Below are 15202 nucleotides of genomic sequence, written 5' to 3' on the forward strand. Positions count from 1 at the left end.
TGCTTATTCTACTGGTATTTCCACAAGGTGTCAAGACACAAAAAAACGAATGTTTATTCAACATCCGTTTTTATAGAAGTTATCCTTTGCGCGCTTGCATTTCATTGCTTAATTTGGCAAATTCCGCTAACGACAGCGTTTCTCCACGACGTTTCGGATCGATCCCACTTGCTTCTAAACTGTCTGCCAACCACTGTTTGGTTTCTTCATCTTTTCCATAGCTATTTTGCAAATTGTTCCAAAGGGTTTTACGACGCAACTGAAAGGCTGCTTTCGTTAATTTAAAGAACTCTTTTTCATCGGTGACTGCGACCGCTGGTTGTGGACGGCGCGTCAATTTCAAAATAGCCGAATCAACATTCGGTTGGGGTACAAAAACGGTTTTCGGGACGATGAATGCCAGTTTTGCTTCCATGTAGTATTGCACAGCGATCGACAACGAGCCATAGGCTTTGGTCCCGGGAACTGCTGAGATTCGATCAGCCACTTCTTTTTGCATCATCACGACCATTTCATCTACTGGTACCTGAGACTCTAAAAAGTGCATCATGATAGGCGTAGTAATATAATAAGGCAGATTTGCGACAACTTTTAATGAAGCAGCCGTATCGCTGAATTCTGACCGAATGGTCGTTGATAGGTCTGCTTGCAAGACATCTTGATGAATGATCTTTACGTTTGCGTAAGGCTGCATCGTATCAGCTAATACAGGGATCAACCGATCATCAATTTCAAACGCCAACACTTGCTTGGCATGTTTTGCCAACTGTTCGGTCAGCGCACCGATTCCAGGTCCAACCTCAATGACGTTTGTCGTTTCGTCGATGCCTGCTGTTTCTACGATTTTCCGTAAAATATTCGGTTCTGTTAAGAAGTTTTGTCCTAAACTTTTTTTAAAGGTAAAGCCATGTTTCGCTAAAATCTCTTTGGTTCTTGAGGGGGTTGCTATATCCCGTTCTTCCTTCACAATTCTTCCTCCACTGTTTTCATAGCTTCTGCCAACTCTGCATCGGTGATACGAAACATTGCCAGCCGCTTCTCTAATTGTTTGCCGTTCGTATAGCCGATGCGTAAAAGATCTCCTAGCCGCTCTCGTTTCTCTTTTGCTCCAGCGCCTGCGATCAAGCCATACGCTAATAACTGTTGGCGATCAATGGTTCCTTCACTGACTTCATTTGAAGCAATCGGGGTTACGACTTTTCGCAAGGCTTCTTTCAATGCTTCATGGCTGGCGTGTTCCACGCCCAAACTGCCTTTGCTTTTCGGTGCTGCCTGACTGCGCGGTAAAAAGGCATGCTTGGCATCCGGAACCACTTCCATAATGATTTTGCGGATCTTTTCTCCCGAAAAATCGGGATCGGTAAACACGATGACCCCTCGTGTCTCTTGGGCATGCTCGATTTGATCAAGGATCGTATCATCGATCGCTGAACCGATCGTTTCGATCGTATCTACTTCGAACACTTCTTGCAATCGACGGGTGTCGTCTTTGCCTTCGACGACAATGATTTCTTCGATTTTCGGTTTATCAGTCATTGATCCTAAACAAGCGGTGGGCATTTTTTGTCGTGTAGGCCGCAACATCAGCGACCGCTTCTTGCCGCAGCTCCGCGATTTTATCCACCACATAATGGGTATAGCCGGGTTCATTGCGTTTGCCGCGATAAGGAACAGGGGCTAAATACGGCGCGTCAGTCTCAACGAGTAGCCGATCTTGTGGTACGACTAGTGCAGCTTCTTGTACCTCCGTGGCCTTTTTGAAGGTCACGACACCACTAAAGGAAATGTACATTCCTAGATCCAAGAACTTTTTCGCCCATTCTCCGTCTCCACTAAAGCTGTGCATAATACCACCGATTGTTTGGACTTTTTCATCCTTTAAGATCGCATAGGTATCTTCTAAGGCTTCACGGGTATGAATACTGATGGGCAGCTGATGTTCACGAGCGATTGCCATTTGCCGACGAAAGACCTTTTCTTGAACTTCTTTCGGATCTTCCATCCAATGGTAGTCTAAACCGATTTCACCTAGGGCAACGACTTTTGGTCGTTCCAAGCGCTCTTGCAAATAGGTTTCTACGTGTGGGGTATAAGAACCAGCTTCGGTGGGATGCCAACCGATAATGCTGTAAATGCCAGGATATTCTTTGCTTAATGCTAACGATTTTTCAATCGTTGGCTGATCGAAACCGACGACCGCCATCTCCGTTACTCCTAGTTCATGCGCACGGGCGACGGTTTCGGGAATGTCTTCGTTAAACTGTTCTGCATTCAAATGTGTATGAGAATCAAAAATCATGAAATCTCCTCCTTAGTCCTTCTATACTCTAGCATATTTTGACGGTTTAAGAAACGAATCCTCTCCGCTTTTTTCAGCAGTTTAAGAAAACTTTCAGCAAGCAAAAAAAATCCGCCCAAAGTTGGAGGACGCCGAAGCTGATTTTCTCTATACTGAGGGTAACGAAATCGTATGGAGGTGGAAATATGGAACGATCAAAAATTGATCCCGGCCGCTTTTTTTCTGGCCAAAAAGCAGCAACGAAAGGCACGTTAAAAAATCAATATCACTACTATCGGCAGCAAAATGCCCATCAAGCATTCAATAGCGATTTTCAGCGAAATTTCCAGCAAGATTTCCCCAATTTTGCTACATGGCTAAAACTGCAGCAGCAGACGCCACAAAAGAATCAAACAGCGACTTTTTCTCACTGGTTATTGGTTGGTTTCTTCGGACTTTTGACGGCAGCAAGTTTTTCGCAACAGCTCTTATTCCTACTTTTTGTCTTTGTCATAGCTGCTCTCGTCAAAGGCCCAGGCATGATCTTATGGGGCATCGTTTATTCCTTCTTAGTTAGTCTGTTTCCTCCATTGGGTATCGTTCTTTCTGGCTTGTTTTTCTTACTGACCTTGCGTCAATTAACCAAAAATGTCACTTTCGTTTTGACTGCATTGTACTTTTACGGCTATCCGTTTGTCATCACAGCCCTCCAGCACTTCACGAATTGGGACCCGCAATGGCTGTGGGTCGGTAGTATCGGTTTTGCCTTGATCAGTGGCCATTTTGTCTTACAGCAAAACTATCCCTTTGCTTCAAGTAAAAGTCTCGCATGGGCGATCATCTCTGTCCCTTATGATTGTGTCATGGCTTTGATCCCTGTCAAACACAAGGCACGCTTCAAACGATTGGTGAAAATCAAATAATTGCGATCTAGGATACAAAAGATAGGCTGTTGCAGCTTCTTTTGTATCTTTTTTAATGGAAAAATCAAGCGAAATACGATGGATATTTTTTGTTATTTTTGCTTCCGTATGATTGCTTTTTTTGTAAGAATCTACTATGCTAGAAACTAGCAAATCAAAAAAGGAGCCACGCCATGTACACCCTCATTCTTATTGCATTCCTCCTTACGGGCTTGCTAGTTTACTCCTTTATTATTGAACCGCATCTTCTCAAACAACGGCATTATCTCATAAAAAAAGACAAGCGCACCGTCTTAGATATTTCAAAAGCTTATGACCTTTACCAAGCAGAAAGCAATATCGTGATTGCCCATATCAGTGATCTCCATTTTTCTCGTTGGTTTAAACCAAGACGAATGAATCGCATCATTCGATCAACGATCCAAAACAAGCCGGATCTGATCATCATCACGGGGGATCTGATCGATAATTATAAAAAATGGCCGCATCGTTCAACCAAGCGACTGATCGAAAAGCTGAAAAAATTGCAAGCGCCTCTGGGTAAGATCGCAGTTATGGGTAACCATGACCATTTGAATGACGGTCATTACTTTGTTAAGGAAATATACCAGCATGCAGGGTTTACCTTACTTGATAATGAGTCGGTTTTTGGTTCTGATGACAAGACGTCGATGAATATTGTCGGTATCGATATAGAAAGTCCGAAAGTCAGTTTTACCTATGAAGCAACCTTAGCAGAATGGCAGCTGCTTTTGCTCCATGAACCCGATTATGTTTCTCGGATCACCAATCTGCCAAACTACGACTTGATTCTTTCTGGCCATAGCCATGGCGGGCAGATTCGCTTGCCTTTTTATTATGCGAAAACAAAGGGCGCGTTGAAATATACCGATGGGCTCTACCTTTTAGGAAATGAGACCTTATTGAGTGTTTCCAGTGGGGTCGGTATGACCAAGATTCCCGCCCGACTCGGCGTCCCGCCAGAGATCCTTTATTACCATTTAGAACCGCAACAGCAATTGAACGTTTCTTAACTGTTCATCGTTGTAATTGGGAAAAAATCAGCAAATCGTTTCAGCAAACGTTCGATTCGCTGATTTTCTTTTTGCCCCTATCGTGTTAAAATATACCAAATAAATACTTTTAAACAATTAGGAGGAACCAAAAAATGCTCATCTCGGGAACGCTTTGGTTTTTGATCGCCTTCTTCGCTTATACAGCCTATGTATACGGTCAGGGGTTGTACTTTCCTGTCATCGCTTTTCTTGCTGCTTTGATGGGCTGCGGATTTTATCTCTTTGCTTTTCTCCAGCACAAAAATACGACGAAAAAACATCCTTAGCCAGAACGAGCTAAGGATGTTTTTTGCATTATTGATTCAAGCCCTGATAAATCGTATCGAGATTCCACTTCATCATGTTATAGTAGCTGTCGCCTTCTTCTCCCGGTTCTGCAATCGAATCGGTAAAGACGGTTCCGAATATCGGAATACCTGCATCACGAGAAACACTTTGCATCGGACGAGTATTGACGCTGCTTTCGACAAACAAGGAAGCGACGGCTGAGTTTTGCAGCTGATCCACTAAGTTCTTGATTTGCGCAGGGGTTCCTTCTTCTTCGGTATTGATTTCCCAGATATAGGCAGACGGTACACCGTAGGCTTTGGAGAAGTATTTGAAGGCTCCCTCACTGGTGACGATCAATTTCTTCTCTTCGGGAATCGATTGGAAGTTTTCCTTCGCTTGCTGATCCAGTTCTTCTAATGAAGCCAAGTAGCGTTCAAGGTTTTCTTCATAGAAAGAGCGATTGTCAGGGTCCTTTTCGCTCAAGCGTTGAGCAATGTTGCGGGCATAGATCATGCCGTTTTCTAGATTCAACCAGGCATGAGGATCGGCTTTGCTGTGGTCTTCGTCATCAGAAAGATAAAGCACATCCACGCCATCACTGACGGCAAAGTAATCTTCATTTTCTACCTTATTGGCATTGTTCATCAATTTGGTAAACCAGCCATTGCCGCCAGTTTCTAGATTCAAGCCGTTGTAAAGGATAAGATCGGCATCGGTCGCTTTTCGAACATCTTCCACTAAAGGTTCATACTCATGGGGATCACGCCCCACCGGTACGATACTGTGAAGATCGATTCGATCACCGGCAATGTTTTCCGTAATATCAGCAATGATCGAATTGGTCGCTACTACTGAAAGTTTCCCTTCTGTTTGGTCCATCTGTCCGTTTTGCTGTGCCAAAAAGAAGCCACCGGCTACAGCTGCCGTTGCTAAAACCGCTGTCGCTGACCAGCGCTTGACTGGACTGGTCTTTTGTTTTGGTGAGAACAAGAAACCGATCACGAAAAAGGCTCCTGCGGTCAAAACGATACTTGATCCTGCGGCAATATTAAAGCTGTACCCGATAAACAAGCCGATAAATGAGGCGAGACCACCTAAAACCCCTGCGATGATCATCATATGCTTCAATTGTTTTGTATATAAATAAGCCGTTGCTGCTGGAGTGACTAATAAAGCCACGATCAAGATCGTTCCGACGCTTTGCATCGCTGTCACTGAAACCAAAGTTAATAAGAACATCAATAAGTAGTGATAGGCTTGCACTTTCATCCCAAAAGCCTTTGCCATCATCGGATCAAAAGACGTGATCAACAGTGGACGGAAGAAAAGGATGATCACTGCCAGCACAAGGATAGCGATAGCGATCGTCAGCCATTTGTCGCTATCTTGTACCGCTAGCACATTCCCAAACAAAATGTGAAACAAATCAGTCGAACTGTTTGCTACCCCAATCAAGATAACCCCTAAAGCTAGAAACGAACTAAAGGTGATACCGATCGCCGTATCACTTTTGATCAGGCTGTTATTGGCGATATAGGTAATAATCATGGAAGCCAAGATCCCAAAGAAGATCGCCCCGACAAAAAAATGAACGCCGAAGATATAAGACAAGGCTACCCCTGGTAAGACCGCATGAGAGATTGCATCCCCCATCAAGGACATCCCTCGTAAGATAATAAAACAACCGATCACCCCTGCGACGATTCCGATCGCGACTGCCGTGATCAAGGCATTTTGCAAGAAATGATAGTTACTTAAACTGGTAAAAAAGCTTGTCAACATGTTAAACGCCTCCTTTCACGATGATCGCATCGCCAAATGTTTGCTTCAAATTGCTTTCGGTAAAGACTTCACTCACTGGGCCCGCAGCGATCAGGGTTTGATTGAGCAGAACCAAGTAATCAAAGTATTCGGTGATTTTCCCCAGATCATGGTGAACGATAAAAATCGTCTTGCCAGCATCTCGCAAGTTACGTAACAGCCCGACGATGATCGCTTCACTGGTGGCATCGATCCCTACAAAGGGCTCATCGAGGAAGATATAGTTAGCATCTTGCACCAACGTTCGAGCAATCAAGACCCGCTGAAACTGCCCACCGGACAATTCCCCAATCTGACGCTCCGCAAAGGATTCCATTTCTACCGCTGCCAGAGCGGCTGTCACTTTCTGCCAATCGTTGGCCGACATTCTTTGGAACATGCGCATCTTAGGATACAAGCCTAAAGATACGACTTCTTTGACTGTGATCGGAAACGTGTAGTCAACCGCAGTCTTTTGTTCGACATAGGCAATTTCCTTTTGAAAATCTTTTAACGTTTTTTTGTTGACACTCATGTTCCCACTGGAAGGGATCAACTTCAACGCCGCTTTGATCAGCGTCGACTTCCCTGCCCCATTTGGTCCGATGATCCCTACGATCGCCGGTTTCTCTACTTGAAACGACAAATCCGAGATCACTTGATGATCGCCATCATAGGCTGCGGATATTTCTGAAAAAGTAATCATTATTTTCACTCCATTTCCATAGTTAAGGATAGTTTATTTATTTTTTAGGTAGACCTAACTTATTTTTATTATACAAGAAAGGATTGGTTTTGCAAGACAGTTCTCTTGATTTTTTTAATGCATACAGTAATTTTGGGACAATGTTTGTTAGGAACCAAGTATTTATCCGTCTTTGATGCGTAAATAGTGGAACATTCTATCCCTCTGAAAAACAACTATTTTCAATCGATTGTAGTTCAAACATTAGATTTTTGTCTTTTTTTTCTTTTTCCAATTGATACAATAAAAGAAAAAAGATGGAGGAAAGAAAGATGTCGAAAAACCATTTTCTAAAACGATTTATTTACAGTGTAATTACTCAAGATGAAGCGCACTTAAAAACCTTTTTTCAGCCAGAGGCCAAAATCATATGGCCTTGTACCAGTGAAATAATGACGTTAACTGAGTATTTATCAGCAAACTGTCGCTATCCCGGAGACTGGTCTGGACAAATAATAAAAGGTACGTGGCAAAACGATCAACTGATCGCTGTTTCGAAAATCTGGTCACAGGAGACTGCTTATTACGTTACCTCCTTTTTTACTATAAAGGCTGGAAAAATTATTCGTTTAGAAGAATATTGGGCGGATATTTCCTCTCCACCACAATGGCGAATCGATCTTCTTAAGCATGAAACAAACAAAAACAAATCTGGCCATTGAAAGATCATCATGCGTATAAGCAAACAAATAAAACAGCCAAACGTTATTCCATTTATCTAAATTCACTAAATATTTTTACCGTTGATTGACCAATAAATACTATTTTTCCGACTAAAACGCTTTATAAATTAAACTTTTCTAATTATTATGTGATTTTTCGAACAAAACCTAAAAATAACATGACAACTATGTTAGTCTTTGATTTGGAAAAAGTTTTAGGAGGAATAAAAACAATGAAGAAAATTTTCCAAACACTATTAGTCCTAACCTCGTTAGCAACTTTGAGTGCTTGTGGCGCTGATTCACAAACAAGCAGCAGCACAAGTACTGGTTCATCTGCTAATGAAGAAACAGATGCAACTTCAGCTGCATCTGGTCAAGAATACACAGACCCTAGCGAACTTGCAGACAGCTACGATGTCGTGATTGTCGGTGCGGGTGGCGCTGGAATGGCCGCTGCGATCCAAGCAAAGGAAGCTGGCGCAAACCCAGTTATTTTAGAAAAAATGCCAATTTCTGGTGGGAATACATTGAAATCTTCTGCAGGAATGAACGCTTCAGAAACCAAATTCCAAGAAGCAGAAGGCATTGAAGATTCAAACGATCTATTCTATGAAGAAACATTAGCTGGCGGTCACAACACCAATGATGAAGAATTGTTGCGCTACTTTGTGGATCATTCAGCAGAAGCGATCGGTTGGTTAGATTCCATGGGTATCACTTTAGACAACTTAACAACGACTGGCGGGATGAGTGAAAAAAGAACGCACCGTCCATCTGATGGTTCCGCGGTTGGGGAATACTTAGTTGATGGCTTGATGCGCAACATCCATGAATTGGAAATCCCAATTTTTGTAAATGCCGATGTCAAAGAAATCAATGAAGAAGATGGTCAAGTCAACGGGGTGACCGTTGAAGTAGAAGGAAACGAACAAACCATTGATGCCAAAGCAGTTGTCGTTACAACAGGCGGTTTCGGTGCCAATTTCGACATGATCACCGAGTACAAACCAGAATTGGCAGACTACGTGACAACGAACCAAGAGGGTTCGACTGGTGATGGAATCAAAATGATCGAAGCGTTAGGCGGACAAACGGTTGATTTAGAGCAAATCCAAATCCACCCAACAGTGGATCAGTCTAAATCACTGTTGATCACTGAAGCTGTCCGTGGAGAAGGCGCGATCTTGGTCAATCAAGAAGGCGAACGGTTCTTCAATGAAATGGAAACACGAGACAAAGTCTCTGAAGCGATTATTGCCCTACCTGAAAAATCGGCAACGTTAGTTTTTGATGCAGGTGTCAAAGAACGCGTAACAGCCATTGATTTTTACGAGCAACAAGGGTTAGTCAAATCCGCTGACACGATTGAAGAATTGGCAAAAGAATTGGACATGCCAGAAGCAGCGCTTGCTGAAACGATCGCTACCTGGAACAGCAGTGTAGCTGCTGGTGAAGACGAAGCCTTTGGACGCAGCACAGCAATGGACAACGATTTGTCAACAGGACCTTACTATGCCATTGCCATCGCTCCTGGTATCCACCACACGATGGGCGGCGTGAAGATCAACACCAACACAGAAGTGATCGCTACGGATAACGAGATCATTCCAGGTCTTTTTGCAGCCGGTGAAGTAACTGGTGGGTTGCATGGTGAAAACCGAATTGGCGGTAATGCCGTTGCCGATATCATCATCTTCGGACGCCAAGCAGGAACAAAAGCTGCCGAATTTGCGCAAGAAAATTAAAACACTCTCTATAAAAAAGAAGTACTTACGCTTTTCATCAGCGTTAGTACTTCTTTTTTCTCATATAATTGACACAATAGTTTTATTGATCTTATGCTGTCACTTTGATGATCTGCACCTCATAAGGCGCCAACTGAAGAAGTTGGTTTGTCGTTTTTCCTGTAAGCAAGTCGATTCCTGAAGTTGCTACCTCTACTTCTTGATTTTCTTCGGAAAAATTCATCACAAAATAATAGGTAGTCGGAGCGAGCTGCTCTTGCTGACTTTCTCTACTTTGAATCGACACGTTCGTTGAACCTTGGCGGACCCACTCATTTTGTAAGCGAAGCTGTTGTGTTACTTCTTGATAGAAGTCTTCCAAAAAGGCTTGATCCGTCCGTCCCCCGAGATAGTAGGCACTTCCTTCACCATAATCATTTACGGTCACTGCAGCTTGACCTTGATAAAAATCTGCACCGTACACCCCTAACGTTTGGGCGGTGTTTGTTTGGACAATACTACAATAATCATGAATTTGGTACTGCTGCTCCTTCATTAAAAGCAGATTTTTTTGTTTCGGATATAACGTATCGATTTCTTTCACAGACACACCAAACAGTTCTTCTAACTCTTGGGGCCAGCCCCCTAAATAGGTCAAGTCCGTTTCATTCACGATCCCCGTCAAATAAGTGGAAACCAGTGTCCCGCCATTTTTCGTATACTGTTGAAATTTTTTCATAGTTTCTTTTGGTAAGAGGTAAAGCATCGGAGCGATGATCAATTGGTAAGCATCAAAGTCATGGTCATTCGTGATGACATCAACCGCGATGTCATGATCCCAAAAATAGCGATAATGCTCTTGCAACGTTTGTGGGTAGCGTTTGCTCTCCAAACCAAAACCTTGCGCATCATTGAGCGCCCAATTGTTATCCCAATCATAGATGATCGCCACTTTGGCTTTTTTGTGCAATCCTTTGATTTCTTTGATTTCTTCTAAGGCTTTCCCCACTTCTGCTACATCTTGAAAAACACGATTTTGCTCGTCGTTGTCATGGTCCACGACGGCCCCATGGAACTTCTCAGACGAGCCTCGAGATTTCCGCCATTGGAAATAAAGATTACTGTCTGAACCGTGAGCAATAAATTGCATAGAAGACAAAAGATGCATCCCGGGACGTTTCGTGCGATTGACTGGATGCCAATTCACACCACTAGGGGTTGATTCCATGATCAAAAATGGTTGCTTTTTCAAGCTACGATATTGATCATTGATAAACCCAACCTTACTTGCCAAATCAGCTGTCGTTCCCCAATCATTATGCCAAGCAGGATAACAGTCCCAACTAATGACATCCACATGCTGGGCAAATTTTCCATAATCAAGACTATAAAAGGGAATCAAATCACGGGTATCTGCCATGAAATTCGTTGTGATCGGCACATCTGGAGACAAACGACGAATGTCTTTGATCTCATGTTCATAGAAATCAATAGTCTGATCGGTTACAAAACGATGCCAGTCTAGATTTAGTCCATGAACTTGCATTTCGCCGATCGGTGAAGGAGATTCGATTTGCGACCAATCGGTGATGGTATGGCTCCAGAACGGTCCCCACCAGGCCTCATTCAAGGCTGCTAGCGTTTGGTACTTCTGCTTGACCCACTGACGAAAGTTTTCTTGGCAAATAGGACAATGACAATCTCCAGAATACTCATTGGAAATATGCCACATCAATAGTGCTGGGTGATCGTGGTAGCGTTCAGCTAATTTCCGATTGATGATCGCCACTTTCTCACGATAGATTGGCGAAGAAAAGCAGTGATTGTGTCGCCCACCGTGTAACATTTTTTCCCGTTTTTCATTGGTCCGGAGAACTTCAGGGTATGCTTTAGACAACCAGGCAGGACGCGCGCCGCTTGGCGTCGCTAAAATGACGTTACTGTTTCGTTCGGCAAGCTCATCCATGATTTTGTCTAACCATTCAAATTGAAACACCCCTTCTGCTGGCTCTAAGGCACTCCAAGCAAAAATACCAAGGGAAAATGTATTAGCATGAGCTTTTTCCATTAGTTCTAAATCTTTGGCTAAGATCTCGGGATAATTTAGCCACTGGTCAGGATTATAATCCCCACCATGTAAAAAGCGTTCTTCTAAGTTATATCTTGTCATCTTCTCTTCCTATCCTTTTGTGCCGCCAGCGGTCAAACCGGAGACAAAATGTTTTTGTAATGCAATAAAGACGAGCGCGATCGGAATACTGATCAAAATGGCCCCTGCCGCAAAAGTCGTATAGCTGGCACCCATTTTATCCGTGACTAATTTGTATAACCCGATGGGTAATGTATAGTACTCAGGATTACGTAAAATCACTGAAGACAGGGCAAAGTCTCCCAGTGGTCCGGTGAAACCATTCATGGCAACCACTGCCAGCATTGGTCGAGATAATGGAATCAAAATTTGCCAGAATATTCGCGTATTGCTTGCGCCATCTATCTTGGCACTCTCGTCTAAATCTAACGGGATCGAGTCAAAATATCCTTTCAATAAGTACGTGTTCATGGGAATCTGACCCCCAACGTAAATCAAGATCAGCAACCAATGACTATTGATCAAGCCGAGCATTTGCGCCAGTACAAAAATTGCGATCAAGGCAGAGAACTGCGGGATCATTTGTAGTAGTAAGAACAGCATCAATCCATTTTTACGGCCTGTAAAACGAAACCGTGAAAAGGAATAAGCCGTCATGGAGACAAAGATCAGTGACAGGAACATAGTGCATACACTGATTTTCAATGAATTCAAATACCATTGACTATAATATAGCGAGTTGTCGCCAGCAAACAATTTCGTGTAGTGACTTAATGTCGGACTCGTCGGAATCAGACTCGTACTTATTAAACTGTTCCCAGGATTAAAACTAGCACCGATCGTCCATAGTAAAGGGTAGACGATCACCACTACCGTAAAAATCAGTACGAGATATGTCAAGGATAGGCGGACAAATTTTTGTTTTTTCATACTTGCTGCCTTCATGTTATCCAACCTCCTTGAATGAATTTGTTCGACGGAATTGCCATAAAGCAATCGCGATTACGACGATCGATAAGAGAATCGTCAATGCTGCTGCTAGTGCATATTGACTATTTTGCATCGTGAGCTTATAGATCCATGAAACCAAAATATCGGTACCACCAGCGGTCGAACCAGGAACTGCCGGCCCACCAGAATTAAACAGATAAATGATATTGAAATTGTTGAAGTTAAACGTATATTGCGTAATCAAAATTGGTGCCATTGCATAAAGCAGTAATGGCAATGTGATTCGTCGGAATTTTTGCATAGCTGAAGCACCATCGATGGTCGCCGCCTCATACAAATCATCAGGAATGGATTGCAGCGTCCCTGTAGTCACGATAAAAATATACGGAAAGCCTAGCCAGCCTTGAATCAGTAACAAAGCTAAACGGGTCCAATTCGCACTCGTTAGCCAAGGAATCGGTGAAATCTGGAAGAAATTCAAAATCGTATTATTGATCGCACCAAAGGAATCATTGAACATTCCTGAAAATACCAAGATCGTAACAAATCCCGGAACTGCCCATGGGAGGATCAAAATCGTTCGAAAGAACTTTTTGAATCGTAGTTCTTTTTGATGCACCAGCACCGCTAAAAATATTCCGATAGAAACTTGTAACGTTGAGGCGATCAAGGTCCAGATAACTGTCCAGCCTAGAACATTGAAGAAGGTACTACGCCAAATATCGACAGTAAAAATCTTCTTAAAGGTCTCTAATCCCACCCAATCTGCTAAATTGGCAGGTGCAGAATGATACAGATCATAGTTCGTAAAAGCTAACGCGATACTAAAGAGAATCGGAAAAATAACAGAAAACACGAGTAAGAAAAATGCTGGGCTACTCATTAAATAAGGATAGCCTTCTCTTAATAGTGCCTGGTAGCTTTCACGGATAGAGTTGACTGGTAGCTCATTGTCTCTTAATTCGCCGTTTTTATAGGCATCACGGATGTTTAAATAATAGAACAACAGACCAAAACCGATGACGATCAAGGCAACTAATCCTTCTGCTAATAAAAAGATGGAATTGTCTCTCGGCACTTCCACGCCTAATGTCACGATGCCCCAAAGTCCCATATTAAATAAATCTTTAAAGACGACAAGATACATAGCAAAAAAGAAGAAAAATAAAGCGCCTTTGATTTTTTGCCGATTATAAAATTGACCGAATCCTGGTATTATCGAGAATAGCATTGCTCGTTTTGCATACGACTGCGTGTTTTTCACATTTTCGCCCCCTGTAAGAAAAAGCCGCTGACAAACGTTTCGTTCGGCATTACTTGATTCCTAGTGCTGAATCACCATCCGAAACGTTTGTCCTCGTAACGACTTTTTAGTTTTGAATTGCTGCAATGGCTGATTTGATCTGATCGACTGCCTGTGGTAGAGCTGTTTTCGGTTCAGCCTTTCCAGTAGCAATGGTTTGCAATGCGGCATCCATTGGTTCCCATACTGAATTCATTTCAGTGATCCCTGGTGTTAGTTCTGCGTGTTGGGACTGAGCGGCGATGGCTGCAGCACTTTCACTTTCTTGAACTGATGGATCATCTGCCAAAGAAGCAACCGCTGGTACTTCTTGTGTTTTTTCATAACGGACTTTTGAATTCTCCTCATTGCTGATAAATTTCACGAACGCTTCAGCTAATTCAGGGTTTTGGGAATAGCTACTTACGTTGTAGCTTTTGACACCGATAAAGGAGCCCATATGTTCACCATTCCCTAATAATGGCAATTCTTTCACACCATAGTCGATGCCCGCTTCTTTATAAGGAGACAAGTTCCATGGTCCCGAGACGACAGCTGCAGCTTTTCCTTCCGTAAATAAAGAGTCCAACACATTGATTCCTTGTTCACCGACCAATCCGGATGGAAAAACACCTGCATCATAAAACTGTTGGATATAGTCCGCTCCTTCGATCGCACCTTCATTAGCTAATCCAATATCTTCAGGGTCATAGGATCCATCGGCATTCTCGCCAAAAACATAACCGCCATAACCGCTCAATACACCTTGTGCGTAATAAATTTGATCCCATAATGCCAGTAACCCATAACTGTCAGCACCTAAGACAGACTTGGAATACTCCAGCCACTCATCCGTTGTCTGTGGCAAGTCTTCTTCGGAAATTAGTTCTTTGTTATAATACAAAATTTGTGTTTCAACCGCTTTTGGTAAGCCGTAAACTTTGCCGTCAACGATTTGCGATTGCATTGCTGATTCTGTATACAGATCTTGTAGCGTTTGATCGACTGTTAATTCTTTCAACAACCCTTCGGTAACGGCTGTACCGATTTGATCGCCAGGAATCGTGATGACATCCGCACCTGTACCAGCGGGGCCATCCAATCGTAAATCTTCGATCTGTCCACCATAGGCTTTTTCGACCACTTTGATCGTCACATCGTGTTCTTCTTCAAATTGTTTGACTGCCTCTTCAATCCCAGTTGATTTTGCTTGGTCTTCCCAGACCAATAGATCATAGTCCTTACCGCTGCCACTATTTGCTGCAGTACTATCTGTCCCTTCGCTTTGTGGACCGCAAGCACCTAATCCTAAAGCTGCTACACTTAAAAAAAGAACTCGAGACATTTTTTTCATCATCATTTCTCCACCTTTTCTTTATTTTGCAAACGCTATCTTCTC

The 15202-nt window shown here is 42.9% G+C and carries 14 protein-coding genes and 1 pseudogene; 5 read left to right on the forward strand and 10 right to left on the reverse strand.

Translation table 11 applies throughout. From position 1 onward, the window contains the following. Positions 1 to 79 precede the first annotated feature (79 nt). The 3 genes from rsmA to IGJ26_RS11115 are packed head-to-tail and all read right to left on the reverse strand — an operon-like array spanning position 80 to position 2299. Entirely contained in the window at positions 80 to 967 is an 888-nt protein-coding gene (rsmA, locus tag IGJ26_RS11105; protein ID WP_008378923.1) for a 16S rRNA (adenine(1518)-N(6)/adenine(1519)-N(6))-dimethyltransferase RsmA, read from the reverse strand. Continuing rightward, the gene (rnmV, locus tag IGJ26_RS11110; protein WP_005234813.1) at positions 964 to 1536 is read right to left on the reverse strand and encodes a ribonuclease M5; all 573 of its coding nucleotides are present in this window, start codon (positions 1534 to 1536) and stop codon (positions 964 to 966) included. The genes rsmA and rnmV overlap by 4 nt, the downstream gene beginning before the upstream one ends. Next, entirely contained in the window at positions 1529 to 2299 is a 771-nt protein-coding gene (locus tag IGJ26_RS11115; protein WP_016613564.1) for a TatD family hydrolase, read from the reverse strand. Before IGJ26_RS11115 ends, rnmV begins: the two co-directional genes overlap by 8 nt. Positions 2300 to 2484: 185 nt before the next feature. Between IGJ26_RS11115 and IGJ26_RS11120 the strand changes: the two genes are divergently transcribed. The 3 genes from IGJ26_RS11120 to IGJ26_RS11130 all read left to right on the forward strand — a co-directional run bounded on the left by IGJ26_RS11120 (position 2485) and on the right by IGJ26_RS11130 (position 4543). Next, the gene (locus IGJ26_RS11120) at positions 2485 to 3201 is read left to right on the forward strand and encodes a hypothetical protein (RefSeq protein ID WP_005234809.1); all 717 of its coding nucleotides are present in this window, start codon (positions 2485 to 2487) and stop codon (positions 3199 to 3201) included. A 173-nt stretch (positions 3202 to 3374) separates the two neighbouring features. Next, complete coding sequence (locus tag IGJ26_RS11125) at positions 3375 to 4235, forward strand: metallophosphoesterase (protein WP_005234806.1); 861 nt, start codon at positions 3375 to 3377, stop codon at positions 4233 to 4235. A gap of 134 nt (positions 4236 to 4369) precedes the next feature. Continuing rightward, positions 4370 to 4543 (forward strand): hypothetical protein, encoded by a 174-nt coding sequence (locus IGJ26_RS11130; protein WP_010747796.1) that lies wholly within the window; start codon positions 4370 to 4372, stop codon positions 4541 to 4543. Positions 4544 to 4571: 28 nt separating this feature from the next. On the opposite strand, the gene IGJ26_RS11135 is transcribed toward IGJ26_RS11130, so the two are convergent. The 3 genes and pseudogenes from IGJ26_RS11135 to IGJ26_RS11145 all read right to left on the reverse strand — a co-directional run bounded on the left by IGJ26_RS11135 (position 4572) and on the right by IGJ26_RS11145 (position 7053). Further along, positions 4572 to 5447: a metal ABC transporter solute-binding protein, Zn/Mn family gene (locus IGJ26_RS11135; protein WP_429976815.1), complete on the reverse strand. Its 876-nt coding sequence runs from the start codon at positions 5445 to 5447 to the stop codon at positions 4572 to 4574. Between the two features lie 129 nt (positions 5448 to 5576). Then, positions 5577 to 6329, reverse strand: a pseudogene (locus tag IGJ26_RS11140) (iron chelate uptake ABC transporter family permease subunit); the annotation flags it as partial. Between the two features lies 1 nt (position 6330). Further along, positions 6331 to 7053, reverse strand: a complete 723-nt coding sequence (locus IGJ26_RS11145) for a metal ABC transporter ATP-binding protein (RefSeq protein ID WP_008378931.1) — start codon at positions 7051 to 7053, stop codon at positions 6331 to 6333. 311 nt (positions 7054 to 7364) lie between these two features. On the opposite strand from IGJ26_RS11145, the gene IGJ26_RS11150 reads away from it, so the two are divergent. After that, positions 7365 to 7754 (forward strand): nuclear transport factor 2 family protein, encoded by a 390-nt coding sequence (locus tag IGJ26_RS11150; RefSeq protein ID WP_194199511.1) that lies wholly within the window; start codon positions 7365 to 7367, stop codon positions 7752 to 7754. A gap of 233 nt (positions 7755 to 7987) precedes the next feature. Then, positions 7988 to 9502 carry a flavocytochrome c gene (locus IGJ26_RS11155; RefSeq protein WP_430599619.1) on the forward strand — a complete coding sequence of 505 codons (1515 nt, stop codon included), beginning with the start codon at positions 7988 to 7990 and terminating at the stop codon, positions 9500 to 9502. Positions 9503 to 9593: 91 nt separating this feature from the next. Here the strand turns inward: IGJ26_RS11155 and IGJ26_RS11160 are convergent, their stop codons facing one another. The 4 genes from IGJ26_RS11160 to IGJ26_RS11175 all read right to left on the reverse strand — a co-directional run bounded on the left by IGJ26_RS11160 (position 9594) and on the right by IGJ26_RS11175 (position 15163). Next, a complete protein-coding gene (locus tag IGJ26_RS11160; RefSeq protein ID WP_194199509.1) occupies positions 9594 to 11651 on the reverse strand; it encodes a beta-galactosidase in 2058 nt (685 codons plus the stop codon). Positions 11652 to 11660: 9 nt separating this feature from the next. Further along, complete coding sequence (locus tag IGJ26_RS11165) at positions 11661 to 12515, reverse strand: sugar ABC transporter permease (protein ID WP_016621567.1); 855 nt, start codon at positions 12513 to 12515, stop codon at positions 11661 to 11663. 1 nt (position 12516) lies between these two features. Further along, positions 12517 to 13752, reverse strand: coding sequence for a carbohydrate ABC transporter permease (locus IGJ26_RS11170; RefSeq protein WP_016613570.1), 1236 nt, complete (start codon positions 13750 to 13752; stop codon positions 12517 to 12519). A gap of 139 nt (positions 13753 to 13891) precedes the next feature. Continuing rightward, entirely contained in the window at positions 13892 to 15163 is a 1272-nt protein-coding gene (locus tag IGJ26_RS11175; RefSeq protein WP_081343845.1) for an extracellular solute-binding protein, read from the reverse strand. Positions 15164 to 15202: the final 39 nt, after the last annotated feature.

It is taken from the genome of Enterococcus sp. AZ095a, assembly GCF_050546735.1.
GTDB lineage: Bacteria > Bacillota > Bacilli > Lactobacillales > Enterococcaceae > Enterococcus_D > Enterococcus_D entomosocium.

What these genes read in the sequence shown, in the direction of transcription:
- IGJ26_RS11165 (WP_016621567.1), bottom strand. Translation starts at nt 12,515, where the DNA reads ATGAAGGCAGCAAGTATGAAAAAACAAAAATTTGTCCGCCTATCCTTG.
- IGJ26_RS11175 (WP_081343845.1), bottom strand. Translation starts at nt 15,163, where the DNA reads ATGATGATGAAAAAAATGTCTCGAGTTCTTTTTTTAAGTGTAGCAGCT.
- IGJ26_RS11130 (WP_010747796.1), top strand. Translation starts at nt 4,370, where the DNA reads ATGCTCATCTCGGGAACGCTTTGGTTTTTGATCGCCTTCTTCGCTTAT.
- IGJ26_RS11160 (WP_194199509.1), bottom strand. Translation starts at nt 11,651, where the DNA reads ATGACAAGATATAACTTAGAAGAACGCTTTTTACATGGTGGGGATTAT.
- IGJ26_RS11145 (WP_008378931.1), bottom strand. Translation starts at nt 7,053, where the DNA reads ATGATTACTTTTTCAGAAATATCCGCAGCCTATGATGGCGATCATCAA.
- IGJ26_RS11150 (WP_194199511.1), top strand. Translation starts at nt 7,365, where the DNA reads ATGTCGAAAAACCATTTTCTAAAACGATTTATTTACAGTGTAATTACT.
- rnmV (WP_005234813.1), bottom strand. Translation starts at nt 1,536, where the DNA reads ATGACTGATAAACCGAAAATCGAAGAAATCATTGTCGTCGAAGGCAAA.
- IGJ26_RS11115 (WP_016613564.1), bottom strand. Translation starts at nt 2,299, where the DNA reads ATGATTTTTGATTCTCATACACATTTGAATGCAGAACAGTTTAACGAA.
- IGJ26_RS11170 (WP_016613570.1), bottom strand. Translation starts at nt 13,752, where the DNA reads ATGCTATTCTCGATAATACCAGGATTCGGTCAATTTTATAATCGGCAA.
- IGJ26_RS11120 (WP_005234809.1), top strand. Translation starts at nt 2,485, where the DNA reads ATGGAACGATCAAAAATTGATCCCGGCCGCTTTTTTTCTGGCCAAAAA.
- IGJ26_RS11125 (WP_005234806.1), top strand. Translation starts at nt 3,375, where the DNA reads ATGTACACCCTCATTCTTATTGCATTCCTCCTTACGGGCTTGCTAGTT.
- IGJ26_RS11155 (WP_430599619.1), top strand. Translation starts at nt 7,988, where the DNA reads ATGAAGAAAATTTTCCAAACACTATTAGTCCTAACCTCGTTAGCAACT.